This is a genomic window from Lysinibacillus sp. GW247-5R2A, assembly GCF_059424475.1.
The window spans coordinates 18,281-43,520 of sequence record NZ_JBWKZL010000017.1 but is presented as its reverse complement, the minus strand read 5'-3'; the positions used below and the strand labels follow the sequence as shown (position 1 = coordinate 43,520).

Sequence of the window (25,240 nt, the reverse complement as noted above, 5' to 3'; positions counted from 1 at the left end):
ATAGTAGATTTGGAGGTTCTAGAATGGATAAGTCGTCGGTCATAGGGTTAATAATTGCGTTTATAGCGCTATTAACAGGGATGGTAATGAAGGGTGTAAGTTTAACAGCTTTTTATAACCCAGCAGCTATCCTAATTATCATCTTTGGTACTATTTCCGCAGTAACAATTGCCTTTCCAATGCAAGAGTTAAAGCGCGTACCAAAGCTATTTAAGATTCTTTTTAAAGAAACTAAATTAGCAAATGATATTGAAATTATTAAGATGTTTTCGCAATGGGCTGACTTAGCTCGTCGTGAAGGGCTATTAGCTCTTGAAAGTAAAGCATCAGAAATTGAAGATCCGTTTTTGAAAAATGGTCTTACATTAGCGATTGATGGACAAAACGCAGACTACATCCGTGATGTATTAACAGAGGAAGTAGAAGCTATGGAAGAACGTCATGCTAGTGGTTCTGCCATTTTTACACAAGCAGGTACATATGCACCAACTCTTGGGGTTCTTGGTGCAGTAGTAGGTTTAATCGCCGCATTGGCTGATATGAATGATATCGAAAAGCTTGGACACGCTATTTCAGCAGCTTTCATGGCTACATTGCTCGGTATCTTTACTGGTTATGTTTTATGGCACCCATTTGCGAATAAATTAAAACGTAAATCTGCTTTAGAAGTGAAACAAAAGAGAATGATGATTGAGGGTATCCTTTCAGTATTAGAAGGGGAGGCTCCACGTGTAATTGAACAAAAACTATCATCATACTTAACGATGGAAGAACGTCGTCAAATTTCTGGTGAAAGCGGGGCGGGTGGCCTTGGCAAAGAAAGCTAAGAAAAAAAAGCATGATGAGCATATAGATGAGTCTTGGCTAGTACCATATGCCGATATCTTAACATTGCTCCTAGCTGTGTTTATTATACTATTTGCTTCAAGTTCAGTAGACCAAGAAAAGCTAGAAAGAATGTCAGCCGTTTTTAGTCAAGTTTTTGATGGCGGAACAAGCTTTTTAGAGCAGCCTTCACCAGTGCCTAGTCCAAATGCGGATAGCGATCAAACACCACAACAAAATTCAGCCTACTTAAAGGATCAACAGGAGTTGGCTGAAATTAAAGATAGTGTCGATAATTTTATCGCTGTCAATGAAATGGAAGGTCAATTCGCTACAGAAATGACAGATGAAGGCTTACTTGTGACAATTCGTGATAGTATTTTATTTGATCCTGGACAAGCAACGATTAAACCAGAGTATATTCCTATTGCGAAGGAGCTTGCGGGTGTGTTAGTATCCAATCCTCCACGTAATATTGTTATTACTGGTCATACGGATAATGTTCCAGCGGGCCCTAACTTCTCTTCAAATTTAGAGCTATCATTAATGCGTGCCTCTAATTTTTATATGGTTTTATTAGACAGTAATTCTCAATTGAAATCTGAGAACTTTAGTGCAAAAGGCTACGGTGAAAACCGAGCGATTGCACCTAATGATACAGCAGAAGGCCGTGCGAAGAACCGCCGTATTGAAGTACTTATTCAACCACTAGTGACTGAGGATGGCTCGGAAGCGAAGAATACACAATAAATTAAAAAGCTATTAGCACGGACTGTTTGTCTCATGCTCATAGCTTTTTTGTTTGCTTATTTACGTAAAGAACCCAATTCAGCCACAATCGCTTGCATTTCGCTTGGGCTAAAGGAATCTCTTTTCATAACCATTTCGTATAAATACGTTAAGTCTTCATAGTTGGCTTCATTGAAATGTTCCGATTTCATTGCATCAACATTTACCATACGAAGCTTATCCTTCATTTGATCAATCATAAAAATAACGTTTTCCTTTGACGGGACTGATAAATCCATTTTTTACCCTACCTTTCGTACTCTTCGCAATAATCATTTCATTGAATAAAAAAAATGTCAACTCCGTATTTGAGCATTGCTTTAAAAATAGACTGTTATTGGGTAGAATAAGGGCAGTAGGCAAGTTTATTTATAAAATATTAGGGAATATGCAATTACACAAGCAGGGGGTTTTAATATGGGTCAAAGTAAATTATTAGTATCAATCGTAGCAGGAGCAGCAATTGGTGCAGCATTAAGTATGCTCGATCGCACTACTCGTGAAAAAACAATCGACACAACTAAAAAAATGAAAGAAGCTGTCACGTACTATGCAACAAATCGTGAAGAATTACAGGTTCTAGTGGAGGAGAAAGTACTGGCTGCGAAGGTGCTTTGTGATAGTGTGTCAGATAATGTCAACACTATTGCAGAGAAGGTAGAGGAATTTAAAGAATTGCCAACTACGATTCAAAGTATGATTGATGACACAAAGTCAGCTTTTACTTTACCTCATAAAGAATAATTGTAGTTTTAGGAGGAGTTGTATGGAAAAGAAAAAGGCAACAATGCAAAATGCCTTTGGATTCGTCAAATCATTCGTGTCTCCTGAGGGAGAAGCGATTGATGTCATGACATCCAAGGGCTTTGTCCAAGATTTGATAGGTCGGTTAAAGCGAGTAGAAATTTCAGCGCTTTCCGCACAGCTCGCTTATTTCTTTTTACTATCATTCTTCCCATTACTTATCTTCCTTGTGACATTACTACCATATCTTAATTTGGCAACAACGCAGGTTTATTCTTTTTTAGTAAATGTATTGCCAGATGAGGTTTATAAGCTCATTGAAAATACGTTGAATGAAATTTTAACAAACCGTAATAGTAGTTTATTGTCCATCGGGGTGCTAGGTACGATATGGTCGGCATCTAAAGGTATTAACGCGCTAATTCGAGCTTTGAATAAAGCATACGATACAGAAGGAAGAGCGGGTATATTAGATAGAGGGCTATCTCTTGTTTTTACAGTGGCTCTTGTTATTGTCATTGCAGTCGCTCTTCTATTGCCAGTATTTGGACAGCAAATAGGTCATTTCCTATTTTCAATCGTCGGCATAGAGGAACAATTTGAATCGGTCTGGCATAATTTAAGATGGTCAATACCACCGATACTGATTTTTATTGTTTTAATGGGTATTTACTGGTTCGTGCCTAATACAAGCCCAAGGTTGAAAATATTGGGTGTTTGGCCAGGGGCGATGTTTGCTACACTTGCCTGGTTAGTGGTCACCTATGCTTTCTCTTTCTATATTAATAACTTTGCGAATTATTCTGCTACATATGGTAGTATTGGTGGCGTTATTATTTTAATGCTCTGGTTATATTTTACGGGAATTATTTTAATCTTTGGTGGAGTATTAAATGCTACAATGCAGAAAAGGGCGTTACAAAAGGAAATTAATAGATAAGGAAAAGACCAGTTTGAAAAAATGGCCTCGCTTCTCGTAGGAGAGAAGCGAGGTTATTTTTTGTGATTAAACATTTTTATTCAGCATACGTAAGCCATTCAAAATAACCAGGATGGTACTACCCTCATGTCCGATTACACCTAAAGGTAAGTCGACAACTTGTAAAAAGTTAGAGGCAATTAATAAAATAATTACTCCAATAGAAAAGATAATATTTTGTTTGACTATTCGTTGCATTTTCCGAGACAAGCGAACGGCATAAGCGATTTTAGATAGATCGTTTTTCATTAATACAACATCAGCTGTTTCTAACGCAACGTCTGTACCTTCACCCATCGCAATACCAGTAGTTGCGGTAGCTAATGCAGGTGCGTCATTGATGCCATCACCAACCATTCCTACAAAGTGATGTTGGGACAGCAAACGTTTCATTTCTGTTACCTTCGTTTCAGGTAGACACTCCGCTACATACTCTGTAACACCAGCTTCTTTTGCAATTACATTCGCTGTTTTTTCGTTGTCGCCAGTAAGCATGACTACTTGAATGCCGAGCTCTTTTAACAATGACACAGCTTTTTTCGCTTCGTTACGGACAGTATCCTTTAAAGCTGTTAATGCGACAATGCCATTTTGGTCACGGATGAAAATAACCGTTTTACCTTGTGCAGCAAGTTTTGCCGCAGCACCATTTGCAAAATCATTGGCATGTTGAGCATTCACAAATTCTGGTTTACCAACTTGATATTCCTCGTTGTGAACGGTCCCTTTAATACCCCATCCTGGGATATCCTCAATTGTTGCTTGTGGTAAGGCAGTAATTCCTTCCGCTTTTGCATAGGAAGTAATGGCTTGCGCAAGAGGGTGGTTGGACTGTGTCTCAATCCCTGCAAGAATAGCTAAAGCCATGTGAGGCTCGAATCCATCGCGGACAATAAAATCTGTTACGACTGGTTTACCTTGTGTTAATGTTCCTGTCTTATCGACTGCTAATGCCCCTAAAACACTGAGATGCTCTAAATGTAAGCCACCTTTAAATAGCACACCATTTTTGGCACCATTTGAAATAGCTGCAAGTGTCGCAGGCATGATAGCTGCAACAAGTGCGCATGGAGATGCAACAACCAATAAAACCATGGCACGATAAAAAGTTGTTGTCCAATCCCAGCCTAGTACGAAATGGGGAAGGAACATCATGATAGCTACACCAAGTAAAACAAACTTCACATAAGTTCCCTCAAATTTTTCGATGAACTGTTGAGACGGAGATTTTTCACTTTGAGCACTTTGGACAAGCTGGATAATTTTTTGAAAAAGTGTTTCTGAATTGGCCTTCGTCATTTCCATCGTAATCGCACCATTTAAGTTTACGGTACCTGCAAAGATTTCATCACCTTCACTTTTTAAAACGGGTAATGGTTCACCGCTTATAGCTGACTCATCAATGGAAGACTGTCCTTTAAAAATAATACCGTCGGCTGGAATACGCTCCCCAGGTTTAATCAATAAATGGTCCCCAATTTGTAAGGTAGAAACGGATACTTTCATTGGCTCAAAGTTGCCTCGAACTAACCAGGCTTCTTCTGGCTGAAGATTCATTAATGCAGATATTTCACGATGACTTTTATTCATAGCATAAGTTTCAAGTGCACCACTTACTGCAAAGATGAAAATAAGAATAGCACCTTCTGTCCAATAACCGATGGCTGCGGAACCGATAGCTGCTAACACCATGAGTAGTTCAACATTCAATTTCTTATCTTCTATTGTTTCTTCAATACCTTCTTTTGCTTTGGCAAATCCACCTACACAAAAGGCAATGACATAAAGAAGTACAGAAGCGGTTGTTTGTCCGCTTGAATCTAAACGCCATGCAAGTAGGATGAATATACCAGCGATTAACGCAGCGATTAATTCTGCATGTTCCTTTATTTTCTCAATTAAATTTATATTTTCTCGATTAGAGTATTCCATTCTTATCCCTCCTGATAATGAAAATCAATATCAAAACCTTTATTTATAAAGATTTAATTGTGGTGTGTAATTGAAAATGGATTTCAATTACCATATCTTTTATTTAGAATTATTATAACAAAGGAATTTATAAAAATAAAGAGGGGAGTTAAAAAAGGAGGATTTTTTATTAACAGAAAAAAGGCACAGTCTATTCACTAGGAATATTCTGTGCCTTAGCAAAGTGTGCAGTCAGAAGGGCTACTGCTTACTTATATTGAATTAGAAAACTCTTTCTGCGTGCAATGCAAGTTTTTCTAAAGATGATTTATCGACATCTGCGTGTAAGGAGTTGCCATGTGAATCCATTGTGACAACTGCTGTGAATTTTTCAACATTTAAGTGCCACATAGCTTCTGGAATACCGAATTCCATTAAATCAACACCATCTACACCTTTAATGCAGTCTGCGTAATATTGGGCTGCTCCACCGATAGCATTTAGGTAAACACCACCGTGTTCATTAAGAGCTTTTAATGTTTTTGGTCCCATACCACCTTTACCGATGACAGCACGAATACCGAATTTCTTCATAATATCACCTTGATATGGCTCCTCACGAATAGAAGTAGTTGGACCAGCTGCTTTTACTGTCCAATTGCCTTCCTCATCTTTTGCCATAACTGGACCACAGTGATAAATAACTTGTCCATTTAGATCCACTGGTGCATCATGGCTCATTAAATGATGGTGGATAGCGTCACGACCAGTATACATACGTCCTGTAATAGAAACTACATCTCCAACTTTTAGTGAACGAATTTGTTCTTCTGTAATTGGTGCAGTAAGCTCTACTACATTTGTAGTGTTGTCTTCTGTTGTAGCAGCCACTTCATCCTTGAACGTAATTTTTTCACCTTCTTGGTAGTGCCATTTAATGATTTCACCAGTTTGAGGATCGATGTCCACAGCCATACGACGGTATGCCCAGCAGTTATATGCTACAGATACATAGAAGGAAGCTGGAATACGGTGCATAACCCCAATTTTACAGCCTAGTAATGTTGCTTCACCACCGAAGCCCATTGTACCGATACCAAATGTATTAGAAGTTTTCACCACATACTCTTCTAATTTAGCAAGATCAGGATTTGGATTTGTATCCTCAACATGACGGAATAATTGTTCCTTTGCTAAATCGTAGCCGGAAGAACGATCTCCACCAATACCAACACCGATGAAACCAGCTGAACAGCCTTGACCTTGTGCTTGGTATACAGAGTGTAAAATACACTTACGGATACCATCTAAGTCACGACCTGCACGACCAAGACCATCTATTTCACATGGAAGACTGTATTGAATGTTTTTGTTCTCACAGCCGCCACCTTTTAGAATTAATTTAATCGTAATGTAATCATTTTCCCATTGTTCAAACTTCATAACTGGTAAACCATCGCCAAGGTTATTACCGCTATTGGCACCAGTCAATGAATCCACTGCATTTGGACGTAGTTTTGCATCAGCTGTCGTATCATTGATTGCTTTTTTAATCGCAGCTTTAATTTCTAATTGGTTTACGCCCACAGGTGTATAAATTTTGAAAGTTGGAAGACCAGTATCTTGACAAATAGGTGATACATTATCTTCTGCCATAATAATATTATTTGAGATTGTGTCTAAGCTCATTGCCGCACGTGTTCCAGCATTCTCCGCTTCTTTTGCCTTTTTAATCGCACGACGTACATCCTTAGGTAAATTCGTGGATGTTTCAGTAATTAAATCATAAAGACTTTTCTCCAAAGTTTGTTGATTCATTCGTGTATTGCCCCCCATAGAAAATTTGATTATTTCCACGTAACATTATACTCTTTTCAACTAATGAAAAAAAGAGTCCTTACCTATGAGGGCTAAATTTACGCATAGTTTACTAGTATTTTAATAGAGAGTTGATTTTGTAGAACGTTTGTTCTAAAATAATAATAACCCACAATTAGGAGGAATTTGTATGACTGCTAAAACTTTACTTGAATTACCGGAAGAATTTGAACAATATAGACCGCTAATAGAGGAAACAATGAAGCCTGTTGTCCTTATTGATGCGGATGCTGGGAAAACAACCTTGTTTCAGAGTAAGTTTGCGGGGGACCCTTATTTCCCACTAGCAATGGAATATCCTAAAAATGCAAGTGGACAGCCACTAAAGCTTTTAGCCCAAGTTAATTTTGCAGAATTACCTAAGCATTTGCCGAATTTCCCAGAAGAGGGGATAGTGCAGTTTTATATTGATGGCTATGACGATGTATTAGGAATGGACTTTGATAATGGAAAAAATCAAGAAGGCTTTCGTGTCATTTTTCATGATACCCTTATACATGATGAAGCACAGCTTATTCAAGATTTTTCATTTGTAGAAAAGGAAGATGAGGAAATGTATTTTCCAGTAGAGCGTGAAATGACATTATCCTTTAAAACAGGTTTTGAACCCTTATCGATTGATGATTATAGAGCTAATGACATTTACAGTCATATCTTAACGACAATTGAAGATAACGAAACATTAGAAGATGCCTTTTATGATGCTTTAACTGGGGATGGACTGAAAATCGGTGGTTATCCTTTCTTTACACAAGAAGATCCACGTGCATACGGTGAGTATACAGCCTCTACAATTTTGCTATTGCAAATAGATAGTGTGGGGGATGATATACTATGGGGCGATTGTGGAGTTGGCAATTTCTTCATTACGGAGGAAGAATTAAAAAATAAAGACTTTAGCAATGTTCTTTACAATTGGGACTGTCATTAAAAAACCAAGCGAGCATACATTGTGCTCGCTTGGTTTTTTAATTTTTATTGTTCACGAGCATTAAATTGCTCCATTTTGTCTTCTAGGTCATCCATCATTTGGATTAAACGATCGATATCATCTAATTCAGCTGTTTCAGGATCTAGGGCATCTAATACTTCTAAAAACATTTCAAGACGCTCTCTTAAATAGGTTACTTGCTGTTTTTTATCAGTGATTGGCTTGGACATTCGTACACCTCATTTCATCCCTTTCATCGTAGCTGATTTAGGCTGAAATTTCAATGTTTAGGTAGACGCCTAGGACTAAGCGATTAATTTTAAAAATAAGTAGACAGAATATTTACAATATTGAGTTTGTATGTTAAAGTTGTTTTAAGATAAAGTAAAGGAGCTGATCGAAAACATCTTTACAACTCTAACTCGAAAAGGAGGGAGTTTAAACAAGTACTCGGTAATAATCAAAAGCCGAATTTCGTGTTTATACAATTAAATGACTATAAGTATTCGTTAAGCCTTAGCGTAAAATCACATGTGGTGAGCGCTAAGGCTTTTTGGTATGCTGTTCTTTGGGAGATTGATTGGAGGAAAAGATGACATACTTCTCAGACTACAGCAAAAAAAGATTTACCATATTAGTAATAATTGTATCCATATCGGGCTTTTCGCAAGGGATGTTATTACCGCTCATTTCTATAATTTTTGAACGTGATGGCGTTTCCTCAGCATTAAATGGCTTGAATGCAACGGGCTTATACATAGGGACATTATTAATTTCACCATTTATCGAGCAACCATTACGAAAATGGGGCTATAAACCGATCATTTTGATTGGGGGCGCACTTGTTTTTATCGCCTTATTGGCATTTCCTTTATGGAAAAGCGTCACATTTTGGTTTGTGCTTCGTTTATTGATTGGTGTGGGAGATCATGCCTTGCACTATGCCACTCAAACATGGATTACTAGTACTGCTGATCATAAAAGCTTGGGAAAAGGGATGGCTATCTATGGCTTGTCTTTTAGTATAGGTTTTGCCGTTGGGCCACTGATGGTAAAGTTGATTGAAATAGGTGAAGCTTTACCGTTTATTGTTTCTTCAATCATGTGTTTAATGGCGTGGTCTTTTGTATTCTTCTTACAAAATGAAAAACCGGAGCGTTTAACAGGGGACTTACATGCAAGAGGGTGGAAGCGTTACAAAATGGCTATCTTATTTGGTTGGATTGCCTTTTTAGGGCCTTTTGTATATGGATTTCTCGAATCTTCATTAAATGCATTATTCCCCGTATATGCACTACGTAAAGGGTTTGAGGTTGGCATGATTCCAATTATTTTATCAGTCTTTACATTTGGCGGTATTTTAACTCAAGTACCATTAGGTGCACTGGGTGATAAAGTAGGAAGAAGGAATATTTTGATGGTAGGGTCATTTGGTGGCGCTATTATTTTCGCAATTGCCAGTTTTTTAGAACACTCACAAATGGCTGTTGCTATAGCGTTTTTCTTAACGGGGACGCTAGTTGGCTCGATGTTCTCTTTGGGGATTACATTTATGGCAGATTTAACGCCAAAGGAGCTTCTGCCTACTGGGAATTTACTCTGTGGAATTGCCCTAAGTATAGGTAGTTTAACAGGACCGTTCTTAGGTGGAGTTTACTTAGAATATGTAAAAAACTATAGCTTCCTTTTACTTGTAGCCATGCTGTTGCTAGTTGTGGCTTTCATATTACTCCTATTTGGACGTCTTAAAAGTAACCAGACATCGATGGCAAAATAAAAAGAGCGGGGCTCATCTCCCGCTCAAAAACAAAAAAACGCCCAGCAAATCCGTGCTGTTATGGCGTTTTTTGCGTAACAAGGATGTTCCGTCCAAGTTACATAGGTTTGGCACCTAAAAAAGAATTATACAGACAAATTCTTATGAAATCAATAAAAATAAAAAGGGATATTTTGGACATTACTGCTATTATTAAATATAATGAAAGAACACTTGCTTAAGAAGGAGGTTTTATCATGACCGAAATGAAAAAACTATCTATTCATCGCGCTTTAACAGAATTAAAAATGCTACAGCAACGGATTGAAGGGGCAACAAATGAGGTTAGCACTGTAGTAGCCAATCGTAAAAGTAATCAGAAAATAAATGGAATAGAAATAGTTGAGTATGAGAAACAAATGCAAGCATCCTATGATAAAGTAATGGGCTTAATTAGCTATAGACATAAAATTAAAGCTTTAGTTGTACAATCCAATGCCAGTACAATGGTAATCGTTGGCAAGGAAGAAATGACTGTTGCGGAGGCCATTGAGCGGAAACAATCTATTCAATATGAAAAGAATTTGCTAGAAGTCATGCAACATCAATATCGTTCTGCTATTCATACAGTCGCCAAAGAAAATGATGCCTTACCAGCTAAACTGGAAACCTATTTAATTAATATATTAGGCAATAAAGATAAACAATCTCCGGAAGAAGTAAAATTACATACGGACACATTTATGAAAAGAAATGAATTTGAAATCATTGATCCACTAAATGTCAAACAGCAAATAGAGACATTAAGTCGTCGGATTGAGGAGTTCGAATCAGAGGTCGATGCAGTCTTATCTGAATCGAACGCCACTACATTTATTGAAGTCCAAGCTTAAAGAAATAGGCATGGCCTAGCGAAAACGGAAAACGAAGAGTCGCTCGCGCTTCAAGGCATGTGTGTGAGTTTAAACATCAAACATGCCTTACACAAATGAAACTTACAGTGAAAATAACCTAAAAGCTTAAAGGTTAAAGGTAAAAGTATAAAGTTTACGCTTCAAAAATCTTTCTATAAAAGTTGAAAATTGAACCTTTAAAAATCTTTTAAATCCTGGGTTAATGGTTGAGGTATCGACTTTTCTGGACCGTCCGTCATCCACCAGGCAGCTCGTGCTGTGCGTCATAAAGAAAGGACGTCTCCATTTATTTTGAGACGTCCTTTTTATGATTATTTATTTTTCAAAACCAGCTTTGCAACACATTCCACCTGTGCCGTCTGTGAGAACATATCCACAGGTTGAATATACTCGACATGATAAAGCTTCGATAGTTGCTGTAAATCCTTCGCTAATGTAGATGGATTACAGGATGTATAAACAAAACGCTTTGGTTTAAGCTTAAGCACGGTTTGGATAAACTCGGGTGCTAGACCTGTACGTGGTGGATCTACTGTAATAACATCTGGTGTAAAGCCTTCTTTGCGCCATTTTGCTAAGATACTTTCAGCAGTACCAACAGCATATTTGGTATGCTTGAACCCATGGTTGCGCGCATTTTTACGGGCATCTTGAATGCTTTCGGGAATGACATCCATCCCTCGAACTTCTTGCGCTTGATCTGCTAGCCAAAGTCCGACAGTCCCAACTCCACAATATGCATCCACTACTGATTCTTTACCAGTTAATGCAGCTGCTTTTTTAATTTCATTATAGAGATGAACTGTTTGAGTAGGGTTAAGCTGGAAGAAGGCACGAGCCGATAAGTCAAAGGCTAGTTCCCCAAGCTCTTCATGTATCGTTTCTTTACCGTCAAGAACGATTGTCTCATCACCAAAAATTAAAGAGGTTTTATCACGATTAATATTTTGTGCAATGGAGACAATGCTTGGATCGATTTTTTTAATCCGTGTAATTAGTTCAGCTAAATGAGGAATTTCTTTACGAGTAGTTACAAGTACAACTTGTGTTTCGCCTGTACGAATCCCTGTACGTACTACGATTGTACGCACTAAGCCATCCAGTGTTCGTCCATCATAAATTGTGATATTTAATTTTTGTAAAATCTTACGTATTGCAACAGTAACTTTAGAAGTGACAGGGTGCTGTACAAGGCAATCGTTAATATTTAGAAGCTTATTACTGCCTTCAACAAATAAGCCTGCATAGACTCGCTTGCCTTCCTTGCGTACTTGGAATTGACTTTTATTACGATAATGCCAAGGATTATCCATTCCAATTGTTTTTCGTACTTCCACCGTTTCAGCTAGAGGTTTCGCATAACGCTCTAAAGCTTGGATGACAATATCACGTTTTTCCACTAGCTGTTTTTCATATGTCATATGTTGAAGCTGACAGCCACCACATTCATTGTAGACTGGACAAGATGCTTCCTGACGGTGCTTAGAGACTTTACGAATGGATAAAATCTCAGCTTCAGCAAAATTACGTTGTGTTTTCGTAACCTGAGCTGTAATTTCTTCGCCAGGAATAGCTCCTTTGACAAATACTACATTTCTTTTATAAAAACCTACACCTTCTCCATTGATGCCAAGTCTTTTTATTATTAGTGGGAATTGTTGTCCCACGGTCATTGTTGTTTGCTGCGTCAAACGTTCCACGTCCCTGCTTTATAATGTCATCTCCCCATTATAACGAAGGAGCAGACGATTGCAAAGCAACAGGAAAATCTTCATATTCTAATACTAAATCATCAAGTGATAAGAAGGTATAGCCTTGCTTTTTGGCCTCTGCAATAAACATTGGCAAAGCTTCGGCATTATCTTGTGCAACGGTATGCATTAAAATAACAGCACCTGGATGTAATTGCTCCATGAGCGCATTATAGGCGTAATCTGCACCACGTCGTTCATCTTTCATCCAATCCTTAAAGGCAACAGACCAAAATATATGACGGTATCCTTCCGCATTTCCTACTTCTAGCAGTTTTGCATTAAAGGTTCCTTCTGGTGGGCGAGCATAGGTTGTGCGGTCTATGCCAGTCAATTCACGTAATTTCCCATCAAACTTTCGCCATTCTGCACGCATGCCCTCTGGTGAAAGTCGAGCCATATTAGGGTGACCATACGAGTGATTGCCAATAGTATGTCCATCCTTCACCATCCGTTTTACTAGGTCACTGGCACTGTCTAAATAATGCCCAGTTAAAAAGAAAGTGGCAGGTACATCTTCTTTTTTCAAGGTATCCAAAATACTTTCGGTAAAGCCGTTTTCATAGCCATTATCAAATGTTAGATAGGCAATTTTTTTATCTGCCTTTCCTTTATAAATAGCCCCGTATTTATCAAGTAATTGATCGAGCTGTGCACCAGCCTCTGCCGGTTCCCCATTTTTTGCACGCTTTATGCCCCAATGATGTTCATCAGAACCAGCAGCAAAATATGGATTAATGCTAATACCTGCGGCAATAATAAATGTAGCGATTACCGCACCTACAATATGTTGTTTCCACATAAAAAACGCATCCTTTCTTTTTCATTAGGATGCGTAAAATAGCTATAAATTATCCACTAATTCTGAGCAATTAATAAGTCTTCAAGTGCTTCTGTTAAATGCGGATATTTAAATGTGAAATGATGCTCTCCTAACACTGCTGGTCGTACATGTTGACCCTCTAAAACAAGAGTGCTTTGTTCTCCAAGCGCCCAACGTATTGCAAAACTAGGAACAGGCAGCCAATGTCGTCTGTTCATGATCATTGCGATTGATTGCCCGAATTCTTTCATGCGCGTCGCATAAGGTGCGGTTACATTGAAAGGTCCACGAATATTTTCTTGAAGGATTGCGAAATATAAAGCACGTGCCACATCTTCAATATGTACCCACGAAAGCCATTGCTTACCAGAACCGATTGTTCCGCCAACATGCATTTGATATGGTAATAGCATTGGTGGTAATGCCCCGCTCTTTCTACCTAAAATGACCCCAAAGCGTGCAAGGGCGACTCGGATTCCTAATGGTTCTGCTCGTTTCGCATGGCGTTCCCAATCATGAACGGTCGTGCCTAAAAAATCGTTCGCCACATCAGAAAATGTTTCATCATAAATAATCTCTGAAGAATGAGGGTAAAAGCCTACAGCACTAGCATTAACAAGGACTTTAGGTTTATTCGTGAGCTTCTCCATTATGCGCACGATTTCAAGTGTCGCATGCATCCGGCTCCAATAAATATCCTTCTTTTGTTTGTTTGTCCATCGACCATTGTTTAAAGAAACTCCCGCTAAATTAACAAAGGCATCGGCTCCTTCTAAAGCTTCTATTGGTAGGGTTTCATCCTGCAACCATTGTACATAATGAATGCCATTTTTTTCGGAAGATGCACTACGAGTTAAGACAAAAATATTATGACCGTTTTCCTGTGCTAGCTTGATAAAAGCTTTACCCACAAAACCAGTTCCACCCGCAATCACAATTTTCATAAGAATCACCCCAATTTCAAAAATTACAGTTCCTAATAATTGTATCATTTAACACGTATGTGAACATCTAAAGTACCCCTAGAAGAAGGGGATGAATAGCATCGAATAACGGATACCATAAAAAGAAATGTTATAATGGACAGGTGAGGTGTTGGCTATGCGTATGATTACGAAAATTGCACGTCAAAAAAACAATCCTGAACGTTATAATATCTACTTAAATGAAGAATATGCATTTCCTGTTGACGAGGCTATTCTTCTTCAATTTGGTTTAACAAAGGGAAAGGTTCTCGATGAATTTGAAATTCAAGAAATTGCCTATGAGGATGAAATACGGAAGGCGTTTAATAAAGGATTAAACTTTCTTTCTTATCAAATGCGAAGTGAGCACGAGGTGAAGAAAAAACTTCTTACTTTAGAATTTGGTGAAGCGGTAGCTTTAGAAGCGATTCAGAAATTAAAATCATATGGCTTTATAAATGATGAAAACTATTCCAAAGCTTTACTAGACACAAAAAAGGCGACAATGAAAAAGGGACCGAGAGCTATTAGACAGGATCTCATTAAAAAAGGAATTGATAAAAACCTTCAAGATGAGGTACTTGCCACATATAGTTTGGAAGAACAAATCAAATTGGCCTTACAGTTGGCAGAAAAAATCGTACGTTCTGAAAAAAGAAAGACGCCAGCACAAGTTAAGGCTAAAATTCAAGATTATTTGTTAAGAAAAGGCTATGCATTTCCGATTGTAGAAGAGGTGCTTAATCAAATAGAGCTTGAGCAAGATGAGGATAACTGGCAACCATTACTCGAAGCACAAGGCGAAAAGGTTTGGAAAAAGTACGTATCGAAGTATACTGGTTATGAGCTAAAAATGAAGGTGAAGCAGACGCTTTATCAAAAGGGTTTTCCTATAGAAGTAATAGACCGTTTTATAGAAGAGAAGGAGAATGAAGAATGAACGAAAAGAATTATGCTGCTATGTCTGAGCATGAACTGCGTGAGGAAATTGCGTTTTTAAAAGAAAAGGCAAGAAAGGCAGAGCAGCTTGGGATCATTAATGAATTTGCTGTATATGAGCGTAAAGCATTAATGGCAGCGGCTTATTTAGTAGATTTAGACACAATTGTTCCTGGTGAAATGTATCGTATTGATCGTTCAGATAATGAATTTTTCCAAGTCGATTATTTAAAGGGACGCTTTGCATGGGGACATCGTTTAGGCGGTGACAAATATCAAGAGGCATTACCTGTATCTATGCTGTCTCCTGTAAAGGTGGGCAAATAAGTGGAGGAAAAGATTGAAAAATTGACAGCGGAATTGCTGGCAAAAAATCCACAAATGTCAGTTGGACGTGCCCGTGTCTGGGTTGAATTATTATGGAGCGACTTTGAATCAACCTCAGCCAAAGCAGGATATGATTATCGTGGGGCAGATTATACAGAAAATCTTGTCCGCCAATTAATTACAAGCTATGGTGATAAACTACATGCCTTTGCAGGGCGTAATCCAAAATATGCCCATCTCCTAGATGCTAGCGATGATATGATACAATAATAAAACCCTGACCCATGTTGGTCAGGGTTTACTGCTAATTACTTGCACCAATTTGTAATTTTTTCTGAAGCTTATCTTCTGTAAAAATCCAACCCGTGTAAGATGTAACGATTTCATTATCATCATTTAAATGTGCTACTGCCACAAAGGGGTAGCGATTGTCACTCCGATAACGCAAGTCGATTAAACGTACCTCCAATAAGCCATTTTCTAGCTCAGAAATCTCCCATCGGTACATCGGGGAGAACGACACGAAGGCAGCTAAGTTAGGGTCTTTCATGGCTGCATGAATAAGGACAGTGTTAGGTAAAGGTTTAATTTCAAATTTATCATAAATATTCACAGTCCTGCCATAAGCCCTGCCAACATAATAATGTGTTTTAGACTTGGCGGCAATTCGCCAATGGAAGAAGCGCATAGTTGGTGCTACGATAACATATTCTTCATCTTGTATCGTACTGTGGACTGCATTTTTTACTGCTTTTTGAACAGCGAATCGTAACATATAATAAATCACGATAATGATATACATGATGCTAAATGTCCAAACAGGATTGGCTCCAAAAGCCCATAATACAATACCCATACAATGCAAGGAAAAAATAATTGGATCAAATGTATTGATGACACCTAAAGCAACCCATTTTCTGGAGAATGGCCGTATTGCTTGTGTGCCATACGCATTAAAAATATCGACAAAGACGTGAAGAGCGACAGCTAAAAATGTCCAAAGCCATAAATGAAACACATTTACGTCTTGCAAAATAAGGGATATAACAGCTGTAATTAAGATCGGCCATATAGCTACTGCTGGTAGTGAATGTGTAATACCGCGATGATGTCGAATATAGATAGCATTATTGCGTAGTTTTAGCACAGTATCAACATCCGGAGCTTGTGAGCCAATTATCGTACCTGCCATGACGGCTGTAAAGGTCATTGAATGATTTGCTACTATAGGGTCGGCTAATGCAAGACCGCCAAGGGCAATACCCATAACGAAATGTGTACCTGAATCCAAAAATATCCACTCCTAGTATGCAGTAAAATCGAGTACAATTTGCATACATCTTTATTTCATTTATAAATAACTTTATTCAATTTTTAGTATGGTGACATTCGATAATGACGAATATTGTCAGTTATGGACGAATGTTCATTCTTTATTAATTGTATACCCTTTTCAACATAAATTAAATCGTAAAAACTTTGGAGGTCACTGTGAATTACCCATATGTAACAGAATTTCGACATTCTTTAGTCGAATGGTTTAACGCTGAGAAACGCGACTTACCGTGGAGACATACTACAGACCCCTATAAAATTTGGGTTTCTGAAGTGATGCTACAGCAGACACGTGTCGACACAGTTATTCCTTATTACAATCGTTTTATGGAAAGTTTTCCAACATTAGATTTGCTTGCAGAAGCTCCGCAAGATTATTTATTAAAGCATTGGGAAGGACTTGGCTATTATTCACGAGCACGTAATTTACAGGCAGGCGCACGTGAGGTTTTAGAAAATTACGAAGGCGTGGTCCCCGATAACCGCCATGAAATATCAAAATTAAAAGGTGTTGGACCGTATACCGCTGGTGCTATTTTAAGTATTGCCTATAACAAGCCCGAACATGCAGTAGATGGCAATGTTATGCGCGTATTAAGCAGAGTGCTGAATATAAGTGAGGACATAGCCATACCAAAAACAAAAAAAATTTTTGAAGCTGCAGTGGAGGAGCTTATAGATCCTGCTAATGCATCTTCCTTTAACCAAGGCTTAATGGAACTAGGAGCACTTATTTGTACACCTACGTCACCAAAATGTTTATTATGCCCTGTGCGAGGGTATTGTACAGCGTTTAATGAAGGTGAACCAGAAAAACTGCCAGTTAAATCGAAAAAAATAAAGATGAAGCATTTGAGTTATGATATTCTGGTCTGTCAAGATGACCAAGGACGTTTTTTAATGGAGCAACGTCCTGAAGAAGGGTTATTAGCTAATCTTTGGCAATTCCCGATGTTTGATACAAGTCAGGTTCCAGTAGAAAGCTTCTTAAAGGACTATTCCATCAATGTACAAGCTAAGCATGAACTGCTTACGTTTAAGCACGTCTTTTCACATTTAACATGGCATGTAAATAGTTATTATATGAAGTGTGAATCTACTTCGATGGGCGATTGGTTCACTCAAGAACAAATCGAACAATTGCCGATGCCTGTTCCTATGTTAAAAGTTTGGGAAGAGGTAAAAAAATAAACAGGAAAATAAATCCTACTTTAAACAATAAATTAGTGAGCATAAAATTCATCACCTCGGTACACAATAATTAGCGTGGAGGTGAATGAATAATGAAAAAGCAAAACAACCAAAATTTCCAACCGAATAAAAACATGCAACGTCAAAGTGAAGAATTTGGTTATGAAACGGACGTAAATGAAGTGCAAAAGCAAAATGCTAAAGCAGAGCAAAAGAAAGCTCCAGCTTCAGGTCGTTTCTCTAAAACTAACCAAGATTTAGGTGAGTAACACTTTGTAATTGCATAATTGCATTTACCTCTAAGGGGCTGTCTAAAAATCCGAAAAGATGAAAAAGACAGCTCCTTTCTATATCCACTTAAAAAACCAATAAATACCAAAATAGCGGAGCTACTAATAAATTTTGCTTAAAGTTAACGAAATTTTATACTAATTCAAAATAGCGTAGTGAAATTTGTGGTTTTCTAACTACACCTTTCGCGTACACATTGCTATAATATACTAGAGACTGCTAGATTTAGGTAGCATAGACGAAAAGGTGGGCTTCAAAATGGCATTACCAGTAGAAGGAGAAACGATACAAATACATAGTTATAAACACAATGGCCGCATCCACCGTGTTTGGCAAGAAACAATGGTTTTAAAAGGAACAAAAAATATTGTGATCGGTGCGAATGAACGGACACTTGTGACAGAATCCGATGGTCGTACATGGCTAACAAGAGAGCCTTCTATTTGCTATTTCCATGCGGAACACTGGTTTAACATCATCTGTATGCTACGAGAAGACGGCGTGTATTATTATTGCAATCTAAGCTCACCATTTGTGTTCGATAATAATGCCATTAAATATATCGACTATGATCTAGATATTAAAGTTTTTCCTGACATGTCTTATACGCTCTTAGACGAGGATGAATATGAGCTTCATCGTAAGGAAATGTCTTATCCTGATGTGATTGATAAAATTTTAAAGCGCAATGTCGATAAGCTAATAAGCTGGATTCAACAAAAAAAAGGACCGTTTGCACCCGATTTCATCAATGTTTGGACAAATCGTTACAAGTTCCAGCTTGATATGCAGTCAGATGATTGTTAGCGACACCTATTAGTTAACTAATAGGTGTTTTATATTGCCTCTTTTAGCCACTCTTAATGAGCAGCTTTTACACTGTTTGGGAAGGTACGTACAAAATAGTTAGCGGTAAAGTCATCATAACTGTATTTTAAGCAAAATATTGCTATAATACATAGGGCATTCATCAATGGATGCCTGTTTCTTTTTGTAAGGATGTGATGAAAATTTGGGAAGCATAAAGCGATATATGCGCTTTGTAAAACCTTATTCTTGGGAAATCGTTCTAACGATTGTTATTGGTATAGTTAAATTTGCTATTCCTTTATTTATTCCATTACTCATTAAAATTGTGTTGGATGATATTATTGCTGCGGACGACTTAACAGATGGAGAAAAAACAAAAGAGCTGTTATATTGGCTGGGCGGAACGATTATTGTGTTCTTTATTATTCGTCCACCAATCGAGTACTATCGTCAATATTTTGCACAACATGTTAGTAATAAGGTGCTGTTTGATATTCGGAAAGAAATCTACGCACATTTACAACGATTAAGCTTAAAATATTATGCCAATACACGTGCTGGTGATGTTATTTCAAGGGTCATCAATGATGTTGAACAAACGAAGAACTTTGTGATGACGGGTTTAATGAATGTGTGGCTAGACCTTGCAACCATTGTGATTGCAGTCATTATTATGCTAACCATGGATATTAAGCTCACATTAGTGGCCTTATTAGCGTTCCCGTTTTATGCATTGAGTGTGAAGTACTTTTTTGGAAAACTGCGAGACTTAACACGTAAACGTTCTCAAGCACTTGCAGGTGTACAAAGCTATTTACATGAACGAGTAGCTGGTATGAGTATTATAAAAAGCTTTACGCTAGAAAAACACGAACAAACATTATTTGATGAAGCAAATGGGGAGTTTTTAGAGAAGGCCCTTGATCAAACAAAGTGGAATGCTAAATCCTTTGCTGTAGTGAATACTATTACAGATGTAGCACCTTTACTAGTTATTGCTTATGCAGGATATGAAGTCATAAATGGTACTTTATCTGTTGGAACAATGGTAGCCTTTATCGCGTATATTGAACGATTGTATGGCCCACTGCGCCGTCTTGTTAGTTCTTCAACAACGTTGACACAATCGATTGCATCCATGGATCGAATGTTTGATTTAATGGATGAACCGTATGAAGTGAAAAATAAAGTTGATGCGCATGATTTACGATCCGCTACGGGTGAAGTTCGTTTTGACCATGTATCTTTCCAATATGAGAAAGAAGGCGTATCTATTTTAAACAACATAAATTTCACTATAAATCCTGGTGAGACTGTCGCCTTCGTTGGAATGAGTGGAGGTGGTAAATCCACGATTATTAGCTTAATTCCTCGTTTCTATGATGCAACCGATGGTGTCGTAACAATTAATGGACAGGATGTACGTGATGTTACATTGCATTCACTACGTTCTCAAATAGGAATTGTCCTCCAAGATAATATACTTTTCAGTGACTCCGTTAAAGAAAATATATTAATGGGAAAACCAGATGCTACAGATGAGCAAGTGATAGAGGCTGCCAAAGCGGCGAATGCCCATGATTTTATTATGACTCTGCCAAATGGTTATGACACTAAAGTAGGTGAACGAGGAGTAAAACTGTCAGGTGGGCAAAAACAACGAGTTGCCATTGCTCGAGTATTTTTAAAAAATCCTCCGATTTTAATTCTTGATGAGGCCACTTCAGCGCTCGATTTAGAGAGTGAAGCATTGATTCAGGAATCATTAGAGGAGCTAGCTCATGAGCGAACAACTATAATTATTGCTCATCGTCTTTCGACCATCACTCATGCTGACAAAATTTTTGTTATAGACCATGGTCAATTAATCGAAAGCGGTAATCATGAGCAATTAATGACAAAGCAAGGGACATATTATGATTTATTCCAAGTGCAACATTTGGAGTAATAGTAGTGAATTTGCACAGAAATCATCAATTTTGAAATTTTTTTCAAAAAAAGTCTTTCATTTATTTTTAAATGGAAGGCTATTTTTTTTTGAAAATCTATATAAAAATATTACTTTATAAGATGTAATTAATACCGAAGGCGAATGATGCAGAAAAACTACGTAAATTGCAGAATATTAATGATTGAAAGAGCGATGATTTTTAGTTAGAATTATCTGAAAATAGGGAATTTAACAAAAGTTATAGTATTCTGTTAATATAATTTATACAATTAAGTAAAATATAGGTAGGGTGGGACGTTGCGCATGAGGAAAAAGCTACTAGAAATAAAAGGTTTAAGAACAACCTTTTTCACAGATAATGGACAAATTCCTGCTGTAGATGATATCGATTTTTCTGTCCAAGAAGGAGAAATATTAGGGATTGTCGGCGAATCGGGAAGTGGTAAAAGTGTTACGTCACTGTCCATCATGGGATTAATTCCATCACCCCCAGGCAAAATAACAGGTGGTGAAATTTTGCTAGATAATAAAAATCTAGTGAATTGTACAGAAAAACAAATGCAGAAAATACGTGGAAAAGACATAGCTATGATTTTTCAGGAGCCTATGACTTCATTAAATCCATTGTTTACAATTGGTGATCAATTAAAGGAGGCCATTTTAATCCATAATCCAAAATGGTCGAAAAAGAAAGCGTTTGCCAGAGCTGTTGAAATTATGAAACTTGTAGGTTTACCACGTGCTGAAGATTTACTAAAGGATTATCCTCATCAGCTATCGGGTGGTATGCGACAACGGGTCATGATTGCTATGGCACTTGTCTGTGATCCACAGGTTTTAATTGCGGACGAACCGACAACTGCTTTAGACGTTACGATTCAAGCTCAAATTTTACAGCTAATGAAGGACTTAAATAAACGATTGAATACAGCAGTCCTGTTAATTACACATGATCTAGGTGTTGTAGCAGAAACATGTGAGCGTGTGATTGTCATGTATGCTGGACAAATTGTAGAGGAAGCACCGATTCAAGAAATATTCTCTAATCCGAAGCATCCCTATACACAAGGTCTTATTCAATCAGTGCCTGATATGCGTTTTAAAAAGGATAATTTATATTCGATTCCTGGAACTGTACCAAAGCCAGGAAGTATTCAAGTAGGGTGTCGTTTTGCGGCACGCTGTGAATACGCAATGGAACGTTGTTTACAGGAAACACCACCTTTATTTGAAGCAGCAGAGCAGCATAAATCGAGATGTTTTTTACTAGAGAAGCAGGAGGTGGAGCAACGTGTCGAAAGTGTTATTAAAGGTTGATGGCTTAAAGAAATATTTCCCGATCCGCAAAGGTGTTCTAAATACACAAACGGGAGATGTAAAGGCAGTAGATGATGTTTCCTTTGAAGTTTTTGAAGGAGAAACATTAGGGATTGTTGGTGAGTCAGGCTGTGGTAAATCGACAACCGGTCGTTTACTAATGCGGTTACTAGAGCCTACTGAAGGAAACATTGAATTCGCAGGTAAAATGATTTCAGAATTATCCAACAATGAAATGAGGAAGGCGCGTAGAGATATTCAAATGATTTTTCAGGATCCCTATGCTTCATTAAATCCTCGCCATAACATTGGCAAAATATTGGAGGAGCCTCTTATTGTTCATGGGATAGGTAATACCAAGGAGCGAAAACAGAAAGTATTGGAGCTACTTGAGATTGTTGGATTGAATGAATATCATATCAAACGCTATCCTCACCAGTTTAGTGGTGGGCAGAGGCAACGAATTGGCATCGCGCGTGCGTTAATGACCAATCCTCGTTTGCTCATTGCGGACGAGCCGGTATCGGCATTAGATGTGTCCATACAGGCACAAGTATTAAATCTATTGCAAAAGCTACAAAAGGATTTAAAGCTAACCTATATTTTTATTTCTCATGATTTAGGGGTTGTGCGCCATATTAGTAATCGTGTTGGCGTCATGTATTTAGGAAAATTAGTAGAGTTGACAGCGAGTGAGGACTTATATGCTGAACCGCTTCATCCATATACACAAGCACTCTTATCCTCGGTCCCAGTGCCAGATCCAACGTTTGAACGTGAACAAATGATTATTACTGGAGATATTCCGAGTGCATCCAATCCGCCGAGTGGCTGTACATTCCATACGCGATGTCCTTTTAAAATGGAACAATGCTCACAGGTAGTACCTAAAATGCAAGAAGTGAAACCAGGTCATTATGTTGCTTGCCATCTATATGAGGCACTCCAACATTAAATGATATAAAAACCACATAGGGGGAAATTGAATGAAGAAAAAGAAGCTCTGGACTTTAGGTGTGATGCTGCTCCTTATTCTCTCGACGATCTTAGCAGCTTGTGGCGGCTCTGATACAAAGGATACGGGTAGTAAAGATACTTCAACTAGTGGCGATACAGCTAGCAGTGGCGATCCGAAAATTTTAGTTTATGGTCGTGGAGGAGATTCTGTAGCACTTGACCCTGCTGTTGTCACAGATGGTGAATCCTTTACGGTGACAGCTAATATTTATGAAACATTAGTAAACTTTGGTGAAAAAGATGTAACAATTCAACCAGGTCTAGCAAAATCATGGGAGGCATCAGAGGATGGTTTAACATATACTTTCCAGCTACAAGAAGGTGTAAAATTCCATGATGGCACAGATTTCAATGCTGAGGCTGTTGTGAAGAATATTGAACGTTGGAAATCAGGTGCGGATAAACACCCTTACTTTAGCTCGCAATTTCTAATTGGTGACAAGCAAATCATTGAATCAGTAACTGCAGAGGGTGACTATACAGTTGTCTTTAAATTAAGCCAACCACAAGCACCATTCCTGAAAAACTTAGCAATGTCTCCATTTGCGATTGCTTCTCCAACAGCATTTGAAGCAGATGAAGAGGGATTGTCAGCAAATCCTGTAGGAACTGGCCCATTCAAATTTGTTAGCTGGGTACGTAATGATTCAATAACAATTGAGAAAAACCCTGATTACTATCTTGATGGCTTTCCTAAATTAGATAAAGTGATTTATCGTTCTATTCCAGAAAACTCTGCACGTTTAAATGATTTATTAGCAGGCAATATCGATGTAGCTGATGGCATCAGTCCATCTGATAAAGCAACTATCGAGGGAGATGCGAATTTACAATTAATTGAGCGTCCATCTATGAATGTTGGCTATTTAGGTTTAACAGTAACACGCCCTCCATTTGATAATGTAAAAGTACGTCAAGCAGTTAACTATGCAATTAATAAACAAGCATTAGTAGATGCATTTTATGAGGGGCTTGCAGAGCCAGCGAAAAACCCAATGCCACCAGTAATTTCTGGTTATAACGATGAAGTTACAGGTTATACGTATGATCCTGAAAAGGCGAAAGCATTACTTGCTGAAGCAGGCTATGACGGTAAGGAAATTGAGCTTTGGGCAATGCCAGTACCACGTCCATACATGCCGGATGGTCAAAAAGTGGCAGAAGCGATTCAAAAGAACTTAGAGGATGTAGGCATTAAATCTAAAATTGTATCGTTTGAATGGGCTACTTATTTAGAAAAAGCACAAAATGGTGAAGCAGATGCATTCCTACTTGGCTGGACAGGTGATAATGGGGATGCCGATAACTTCCTATATACTTTATTAGATGGAGATAATATTGGCTCTAACAACTATACATTCTATGACAATCAAGAATTACACAAGTTGTTAACAGCTGCTCAAACTGAAGTCGATGAGGACAAGCGTAATGAGCTTTATAAGCAAGCTCAGGTGATTATTTCTGAGGATGCTCCATGGGTTCCACTTGCTCACTCTACGCCAATTTTAGCTGCTAACAATAAAGTGACAAATTATATTGCGCATCCTACTGGCTCTGACCGTTTAGATGCGGTAGATATTCAACAGTAATTTTATGTTTAATTGAATAAGTGAATTAGAGAATCTGCTTGCTTTTCTGCGGGTAAGCCGTGGAATTCTAGCAGATTCTTTTCTAGTAAAAGAAAACCAAATTATTTCTCCTGTATGAAAGATCACTCATCTAAACATTCAAAACCGTTTGGTGAAGGCTCAACCTTTCAACAGAATATAAAGACTTCAAAGTAGATTATGAAAATC

Annotated in this window: 25 protein-coding genes; 17 read left to right on the top strand and 8 right to left on the bottom strand. The window is 38.0% G+C overall.

All coding sequences use genetic code 11. The features are described 5' to 3' along the window. Nucleotides 1-23: 23 nt before the first annotated feature. Both motA and motB read left to right on the top strand, forming a co-directional pair. A complete protein-coding gene (gene motA / locus AC07YC_RS20985) occupies nt 24-827 on the top strand; it encodes a flagellar motor stator protein MotA (protein ID WP_036120556.1) in 804 nt (267 codons plus the stop codon). Then, nucleotides 811-1,575, top strand: coding sequence for a flagellar motor protein MotB (gene motB / locus AC07YC_RS20980; RefSeq protein ID WP_494920346.1), 765 nt, complete (start codon nt 811-813; stop codon nt 1,573-1,575). The genes motA and motB overlap by 17 nt, the downstream gene beginning before the upstream one ends. 56 nt (nt 1,576-1,631) lie before the next feature. On the opposite strand, the gene AC07YC_RS20975 is transcribed toward motB, so the two are convergent. After that, nucleotides 1,632-1,853, bottom strand: a complete 222-nt coding sequence (locus AC07YC_RS20975; protein ID WP_336636889.1) for a DUF1128 domain-containing protein — start codon at nt 1,851-1,853, stop codon at nt 1,632-1,634. 178 nt (nt 1,854-2,031) lie between these two features. On the opposite strand from AC07YC_RS20975, the gene AC07YC_RS20970 reads away from it, so the two are divergent. After that, the gene (locus tag AC07YC_RS20970; RefSeq protein ID WP_336636888.1) at nt 2,032-2,358 is read left to right on the top strand and encodes a YtxH domain-containing protein; all 327 of its coding nucleotides are present in this window, start codon (nt 2,032-2,034) and stop codon (nt 2,356-2,358) included. Between the two features lie 22 nt (nt 2,359-2,380). After that, nucleotides 2,381-3,298, top strand: coding sequence for a YihY/virulence factor BrkB family protein (locus tag AC07YC_RS20965; protein ID WP_336636887.1), 918 nt, complete (start codon nt 2,381-2,383; stop codon nt 3,296-3,298). 66 nt (nt 3,299-3,364) lie between these two features. Here AC07YC_RS20965 and AC07YC_RS20960 read toward each other — a convergent pair whose 3' ends face one another. Continuing rightward, complete coding sequence (locus tag AC07YC_RS20960) at nt 3,365-5,269, bottom strand: heavy metal translocating P-type ATPase (RefSeq protein WP_494920345.1); 1,905 nt, start codon at nt 5,267-5,269, stop codon at nt 3,365-3,367. A 261-nt stretch (nt 5,270-5,530) separates the two neighbouring features. Next, nucleotides 5,531-7,066, bottom strand: coding sequence for a fumarate hydratase (locus AC07YC_RS20955; RefSeq protein ID WP_036120543.1), 1,536 nt, complete (start codon nt 7,064-7,066; stop codon nt 5,531-5,533). Between the two features lie 190 nt (nt 7,067-7,256). Here AC07YC_RS20955 and AC07YC_RS20950 point away from each other — a divergent pair, with 190 nt between their 5' ends. Further along, nucleotides 7,257-8,057, top strand: coding sequence for a YwqG family protein (locus AC07YC_RS20950; protein ID WP_494920344.1), 801 nt, complete (start codon nt 7,257-7,259; stop codon nt 8,055-8,057). 44 nt (nt 8,058-8,101) lie between these two features. On the opposite strand, the gene AC07YC_RS20945 is transcribed toward AC07YC_RS20950, so the two are convergent. Beyond that, nucleotides 8,102-8,287 (bottom strand): SE1561 family protein, encoded by a 186-nt coding sequence (locus tag AC07YC_RS20945; protein ID WP_008173529.1) that lies wholly within the window; start codon nt 8,285-8,287, stop codon nt 8,102-8,104. Between the two features lie 362 nt (nt 8,288-8,649). Between AC07YC_RS20945 and AC07YC_RS20940 the strand changes: the two genes are divergently transcribed. Further along, nucleotides 8,650-9,834, top strand: a complete 1,185-nt coding sequence (locus AC07YC_RS20940; protein ID WP_494920343.1) for an MFS transporter — start codon at nt 8,650-8,652, stop codon at nt 9,832-9,834. Nucleotides 9,835-10,070: 236 nt separating this feature from the next. Next, nucleotides 10,071-10,706 carry a hypothetical protein gene (locus AC07YC_RS20935; RefSeq protein WP_494920342.1) on the top strand — a complete coding sequence of 212 codons (636 nt, stop codon included), beginning with the start codon at nt 10,071-10,073 and terminating at the stop codon, nt 10,704-10,706. A gap of 332 nt (nt 10,707-11,038) precedes the next feature. On the opposite strand, the gene rlmD is transcribed toward AC07YC_RS20935, so the two are convergent. The 3 genes from rlmD to AC07YC_RS20920 are packed head-to-tail and all read right to left on the bottom strand — an operon-like array spanning nt 11,039 to nt 14,245. After that, nucleotides 11,039-12,418 carry a 23S rRNA (uracil(1939)-C(5))-methyltransferase RlmD gene (gene rlmD / locus AC07YC_RS20930; RefSeq protein WP_494920360.1) on the bottom strand — a complete coding sequence of 460 codons (1,380 nt, stop codon included), beginning with the start codon at nt 12,416-12,418 and terminating at the stop codon, nt 11,039-11,041. Nucleotides 12,419-12,455: 37 nt separating this feature from the next. Continuing rightward, complete coding sequence (locus tag AC07YC_RS20925) at nt 12,456-13,280, bottom strand: polysaccharide deacetylase family protein (RefSeq protein WP_025115831.1); 825 nt, start codon at nt 13,278-13,280, stop codon at nt 12,456-12,458. A 56-nt stretch (nt 13,281-13,336) separates the two neighbouring features. Continuing rightward, nucleotides 13,337-14,245, bottom strand: a complete 909-nt coding sequence (locus AC07YC_RS20920) for a TIGR01777 family oxidoreductase (protein WP_494920359.1) — start codon at nt 14,243-14,245, stop codon at nt 13,337-13,339. Nucleotides 14,246-14,402: 157 nt separating this feature from the next. Here AC07YC_RS20920 and recX point away from each other — a divergent pair, with 157 nt between their 5' ends. Genes recX through AC07YC_RS20905 form a run of 3 tightly spaced genes read left to right on the top strand, consistent with a single transcriptional unit; the run spans nt 14,403 to nt 15,802 of the window. Continuing rightward, nucleotides 14,403-15,206 carry a recombination regulator RecX gene (recX, locus tag AC07YC_RS20915; RefSeq protein ID WP_081937138.1) on the top strand — a complete coding sequence of 268 codons (804 nt, stop codon included), beginning with the start codon at nt 14,403-14,405 and terminating at the stop codon, nt 15,204-15,206. After that, on the top strand, nt 15,203-15,532 hold the full coding sequence (locus AC07YC_RS20910; RefSeq protein ID WP_008173513.1) for a YfhH family protein: 330 nt from the start codon (nt 15,203-15,205) through the stop codon (nt 15,530-15,532). Before recX ends, AC07YC_RS20910 begins: the two co-directional genes overlap by 4 nt. Then, a complete protein-coding gene (locus AC07YC_RS20905; protein WP_008173511.1) occupies nt 15,533-15,802 on the top strand; it encodes a YfhJ family protein in 270 nt (89 codons plus the stop codon). 34 nt (nt 15,803-15,836) lie between these two features. Here the strand turns inward: AC07YC_RS20905 and AC07YC_RS20900 are convergent, their stop codons facing one another. Further along, nucleotides 15,837-16,823, bottom strand: coding sequence for a metal-dependent hydrolase (locus AC07YC_RS20900; RefSeq protein WP_336636828.1), 987 nt, complete (start codon nt 16,821-16,823; stop codon nt 15,837-15,839). A 200-nt stretch (nt 16,824-17,023) separates the two neighbouring features. Here AC07YC_RS20900 and mutY point away from each other — a divergent pair, with 200 nt between their 5' ends. From mutY to AC07YC_RS20865, 7 genes are all read left to right on the top strand, one after another. Beyond that, a complete protein-coding gene (gene mutY / locus AC07YC_RS20895; RefSeq protein ID WP_494920341.1) occupies nt 17,024-18,058 on the top strand; it encodes an A/G-specific adenine glycosylase in 1,035 nt (344 codons plus the stop codon). A 92-nt stretch (nt 18,059-18,150) separates the two neighbouring features. Further along, nucleotides 18,151-18,327: a gamma-type small acid-soluble spore protein gene (locus tag AC07YC_RS20890; RefSeq protein ID WP_008173504.1), complete on the top strand. Its 177-nt coding sequence runs from the start codon at nt 18,151-18,153 to the stop codon at nt 18,325-18,327. A 280-nt stretch (nt 18,328-18,607) separates the two neighbouring features. Continuing rightward, a complete protein-coding gene (gene ntdP / locus AC07YC_RS20885; protein ID WP_036120520.1) occupies nt 18,608-19,156 on the top strand; it encodes a nucleoside tri-diphosphate phosphatase in 549 nt (182 codons plus the stop codon). A gap of 226 nt (nt 19,157-19,382) precedes the next feature. Next, nucleotides 19,383-21,107 carry an ABC transporter ATP-binding protein gene (locus AC07YC_RS20880; RefSeq protein WP_494920340.1) on the top strand — a complete coding sequence of 575 codons (1,725 nt, stop codon included), beginning with the start codon at nt 19,383-19,385 and terminating at the stop codon, nt 21,105-21,107. A 306-nt stretch (nt 21,108-21,413) separates the two neighbouring features. After that, nucleotides 21,414-22,427, top strand: coding sequence for an ABC transporter ATP-binding protein (locus tag AC07YC_RS20875; protein WP_402796668.1), 1,014 nt, complete (start codon nt 21,414-21,416; stop codon nt 22,425-22,427). After that, a complete protein-coding gene (locus AC07YC_RS20870; protein ID WP_494920339.1) occupies nt 22,402-23,382 on the top strand; it encodes an ABC transporter ATP-binding protein in 981 nt (326 codons plus the stop codon). The genes AC07YC_RS20875 and AC07YC_RS20870 overlap by 26 nt, the downstream gene beginning before the upstream one ends. 31 nt (nt 23,383-23,413) lie before the next feature. Continuing rightward, nucleotides 23,414-25,033 carry an ABC transporter substrate-binding protein gene (locus AC07YC_RS20865; protein ID WP_494920338.1) on the top strand — a complete coding sequence of 540 codons (1,620 nt, stop codon included), beginning with the start codon at nt 23,414-23,416 and terminating at the stop codon, nt 25,031-25,033. The last annotated feature ends 207 nt before the right edge of the window (nt 25,034-25,240 follow it).

Coding starts and splice junctions, on each gene's coding strand:
- AC07YC_RS20910 (WP_008173513.1), top strand. CDS start 15,203: ATGAACGAAAAGAATTATGCTGCTATGTCTGAGCATGAACTGCGTGAG.
- AC07YC_RS20955 (WP_036120543.1), bottom strand. CDS start 7,066: ATGAATCAACAAACTTTGGAGAAAAGTCTTTATGATTTAATTACTGAA.
- recX (WP_081937138.1), top strand. CDS start 14,403: ATGCGTATGATTACGAAAATTGCACGTCAAAAAAACAATCCTGAACGT.
- AC07YC_RS20970 (WP_336636888.1), top strand. CDS start 2,032: ATGGGTCAAAGTAAATTATTAGTATCAATCGTAGCAGGAGCAGCAATT.
- ntdP (WP_036120520.1), top strand. CDS start 18,608: ATGGCATTACCAGTAGAAGGAGAAACGATACAAATACATAGTTATAAA.
- AC07YC_RS20975 (WP_336636889.1), bottom strand. CDS start 1,853: ATGGATTTATCAGTCCCGTCAAAGGAAAACGTTATTTTTATGATTGAT.
- AC07YC_RS20950 (WP_494920344.1), top strand. CDS start 7,257: ATGACTGCTAAAACTTTACTTGAATTACCGGAAGAATTTGAACAATAT.
- AC07YC_RS20920 (WP_494920359.1), bottom strand. CDS start 14,245: ATGAAAATTGTGATTGCGGGTGGAACTGGTTTTGTGGGTAAAGCTTTT.
- AC07YC_RS20880 (WP_494920340.1), top strand. CDS start 19,383: ATGCGCTTTGTAAAACCTTATTCTTGGGAAATCGTTCTAACGATTGTT.
- AC07YC_RS20925 (WP_025115831.1), bottom strand. CDS start 13,280: ATGTGGAAACAACATATTGTAGGTGCGGTAATCGCTACATTTATTATT.
- AC07YC_RS20965 (WP_336636887.1), top strand. CDS start 2,381: ATGGAAAAGAAAAAGGCAACAATGCAAAATGCCTTTGGATTCGTCAAA.
- AC07YC_RS20935 (WP_494920342.1), top strand. CDS start 10,071: ATGACCGAAATGAAAAAACTATCTATTCATCGCGCTTTAACAGAATTA.
- AC07YC_RS20875 (WP_402796668.1), top strand. CDS start 21,414: ATGAGGAAAAAGCTACTAGAAATAAAAGGTTTAAGAACAACCTTTTTC.
- AC07YC_RS20940 (WP_494920343.1), top strand. CDS start 8,650: ATGACATACTTCTCAGACTACAGCAAAAAAAGATTTACCATATTAGTA.
- motA (WP_036120556.1), top strand. CDS start 24: ATGGATAAGTCGTCGGTCATAGGGTTAATAATTGCGTTTATAGCGCTA.
- AC07YC_RS20945 (WP_008173529.1), bottom strand. CDS start 8,287: ATGTCCAAGCCAATCACTGATAAAAAACAGCAAGTAACCTATTTAAGA.
- AC07YC_RS20960 (WP_494920345.1), bottom strand. CDS start 5,269: ATGGAATACTCTAATCGAGAAAATATAAATTTAATTGAGAAAATAAAG.
- AC07YC_RS20890 (WP_008173504.1), top strand. CDS start 18,151: ATGAAAAAGCAAAACAACCAAAATTTCCAACCGAATAAAAACATGCAA.
- AC07YC_RS20865 (WP_494920338.1), top strand. CDS start 23,414: ATGAAGAAAAAGAAGCTCTGGACTTTAGGTGTGATGCTGCTCCTTATT.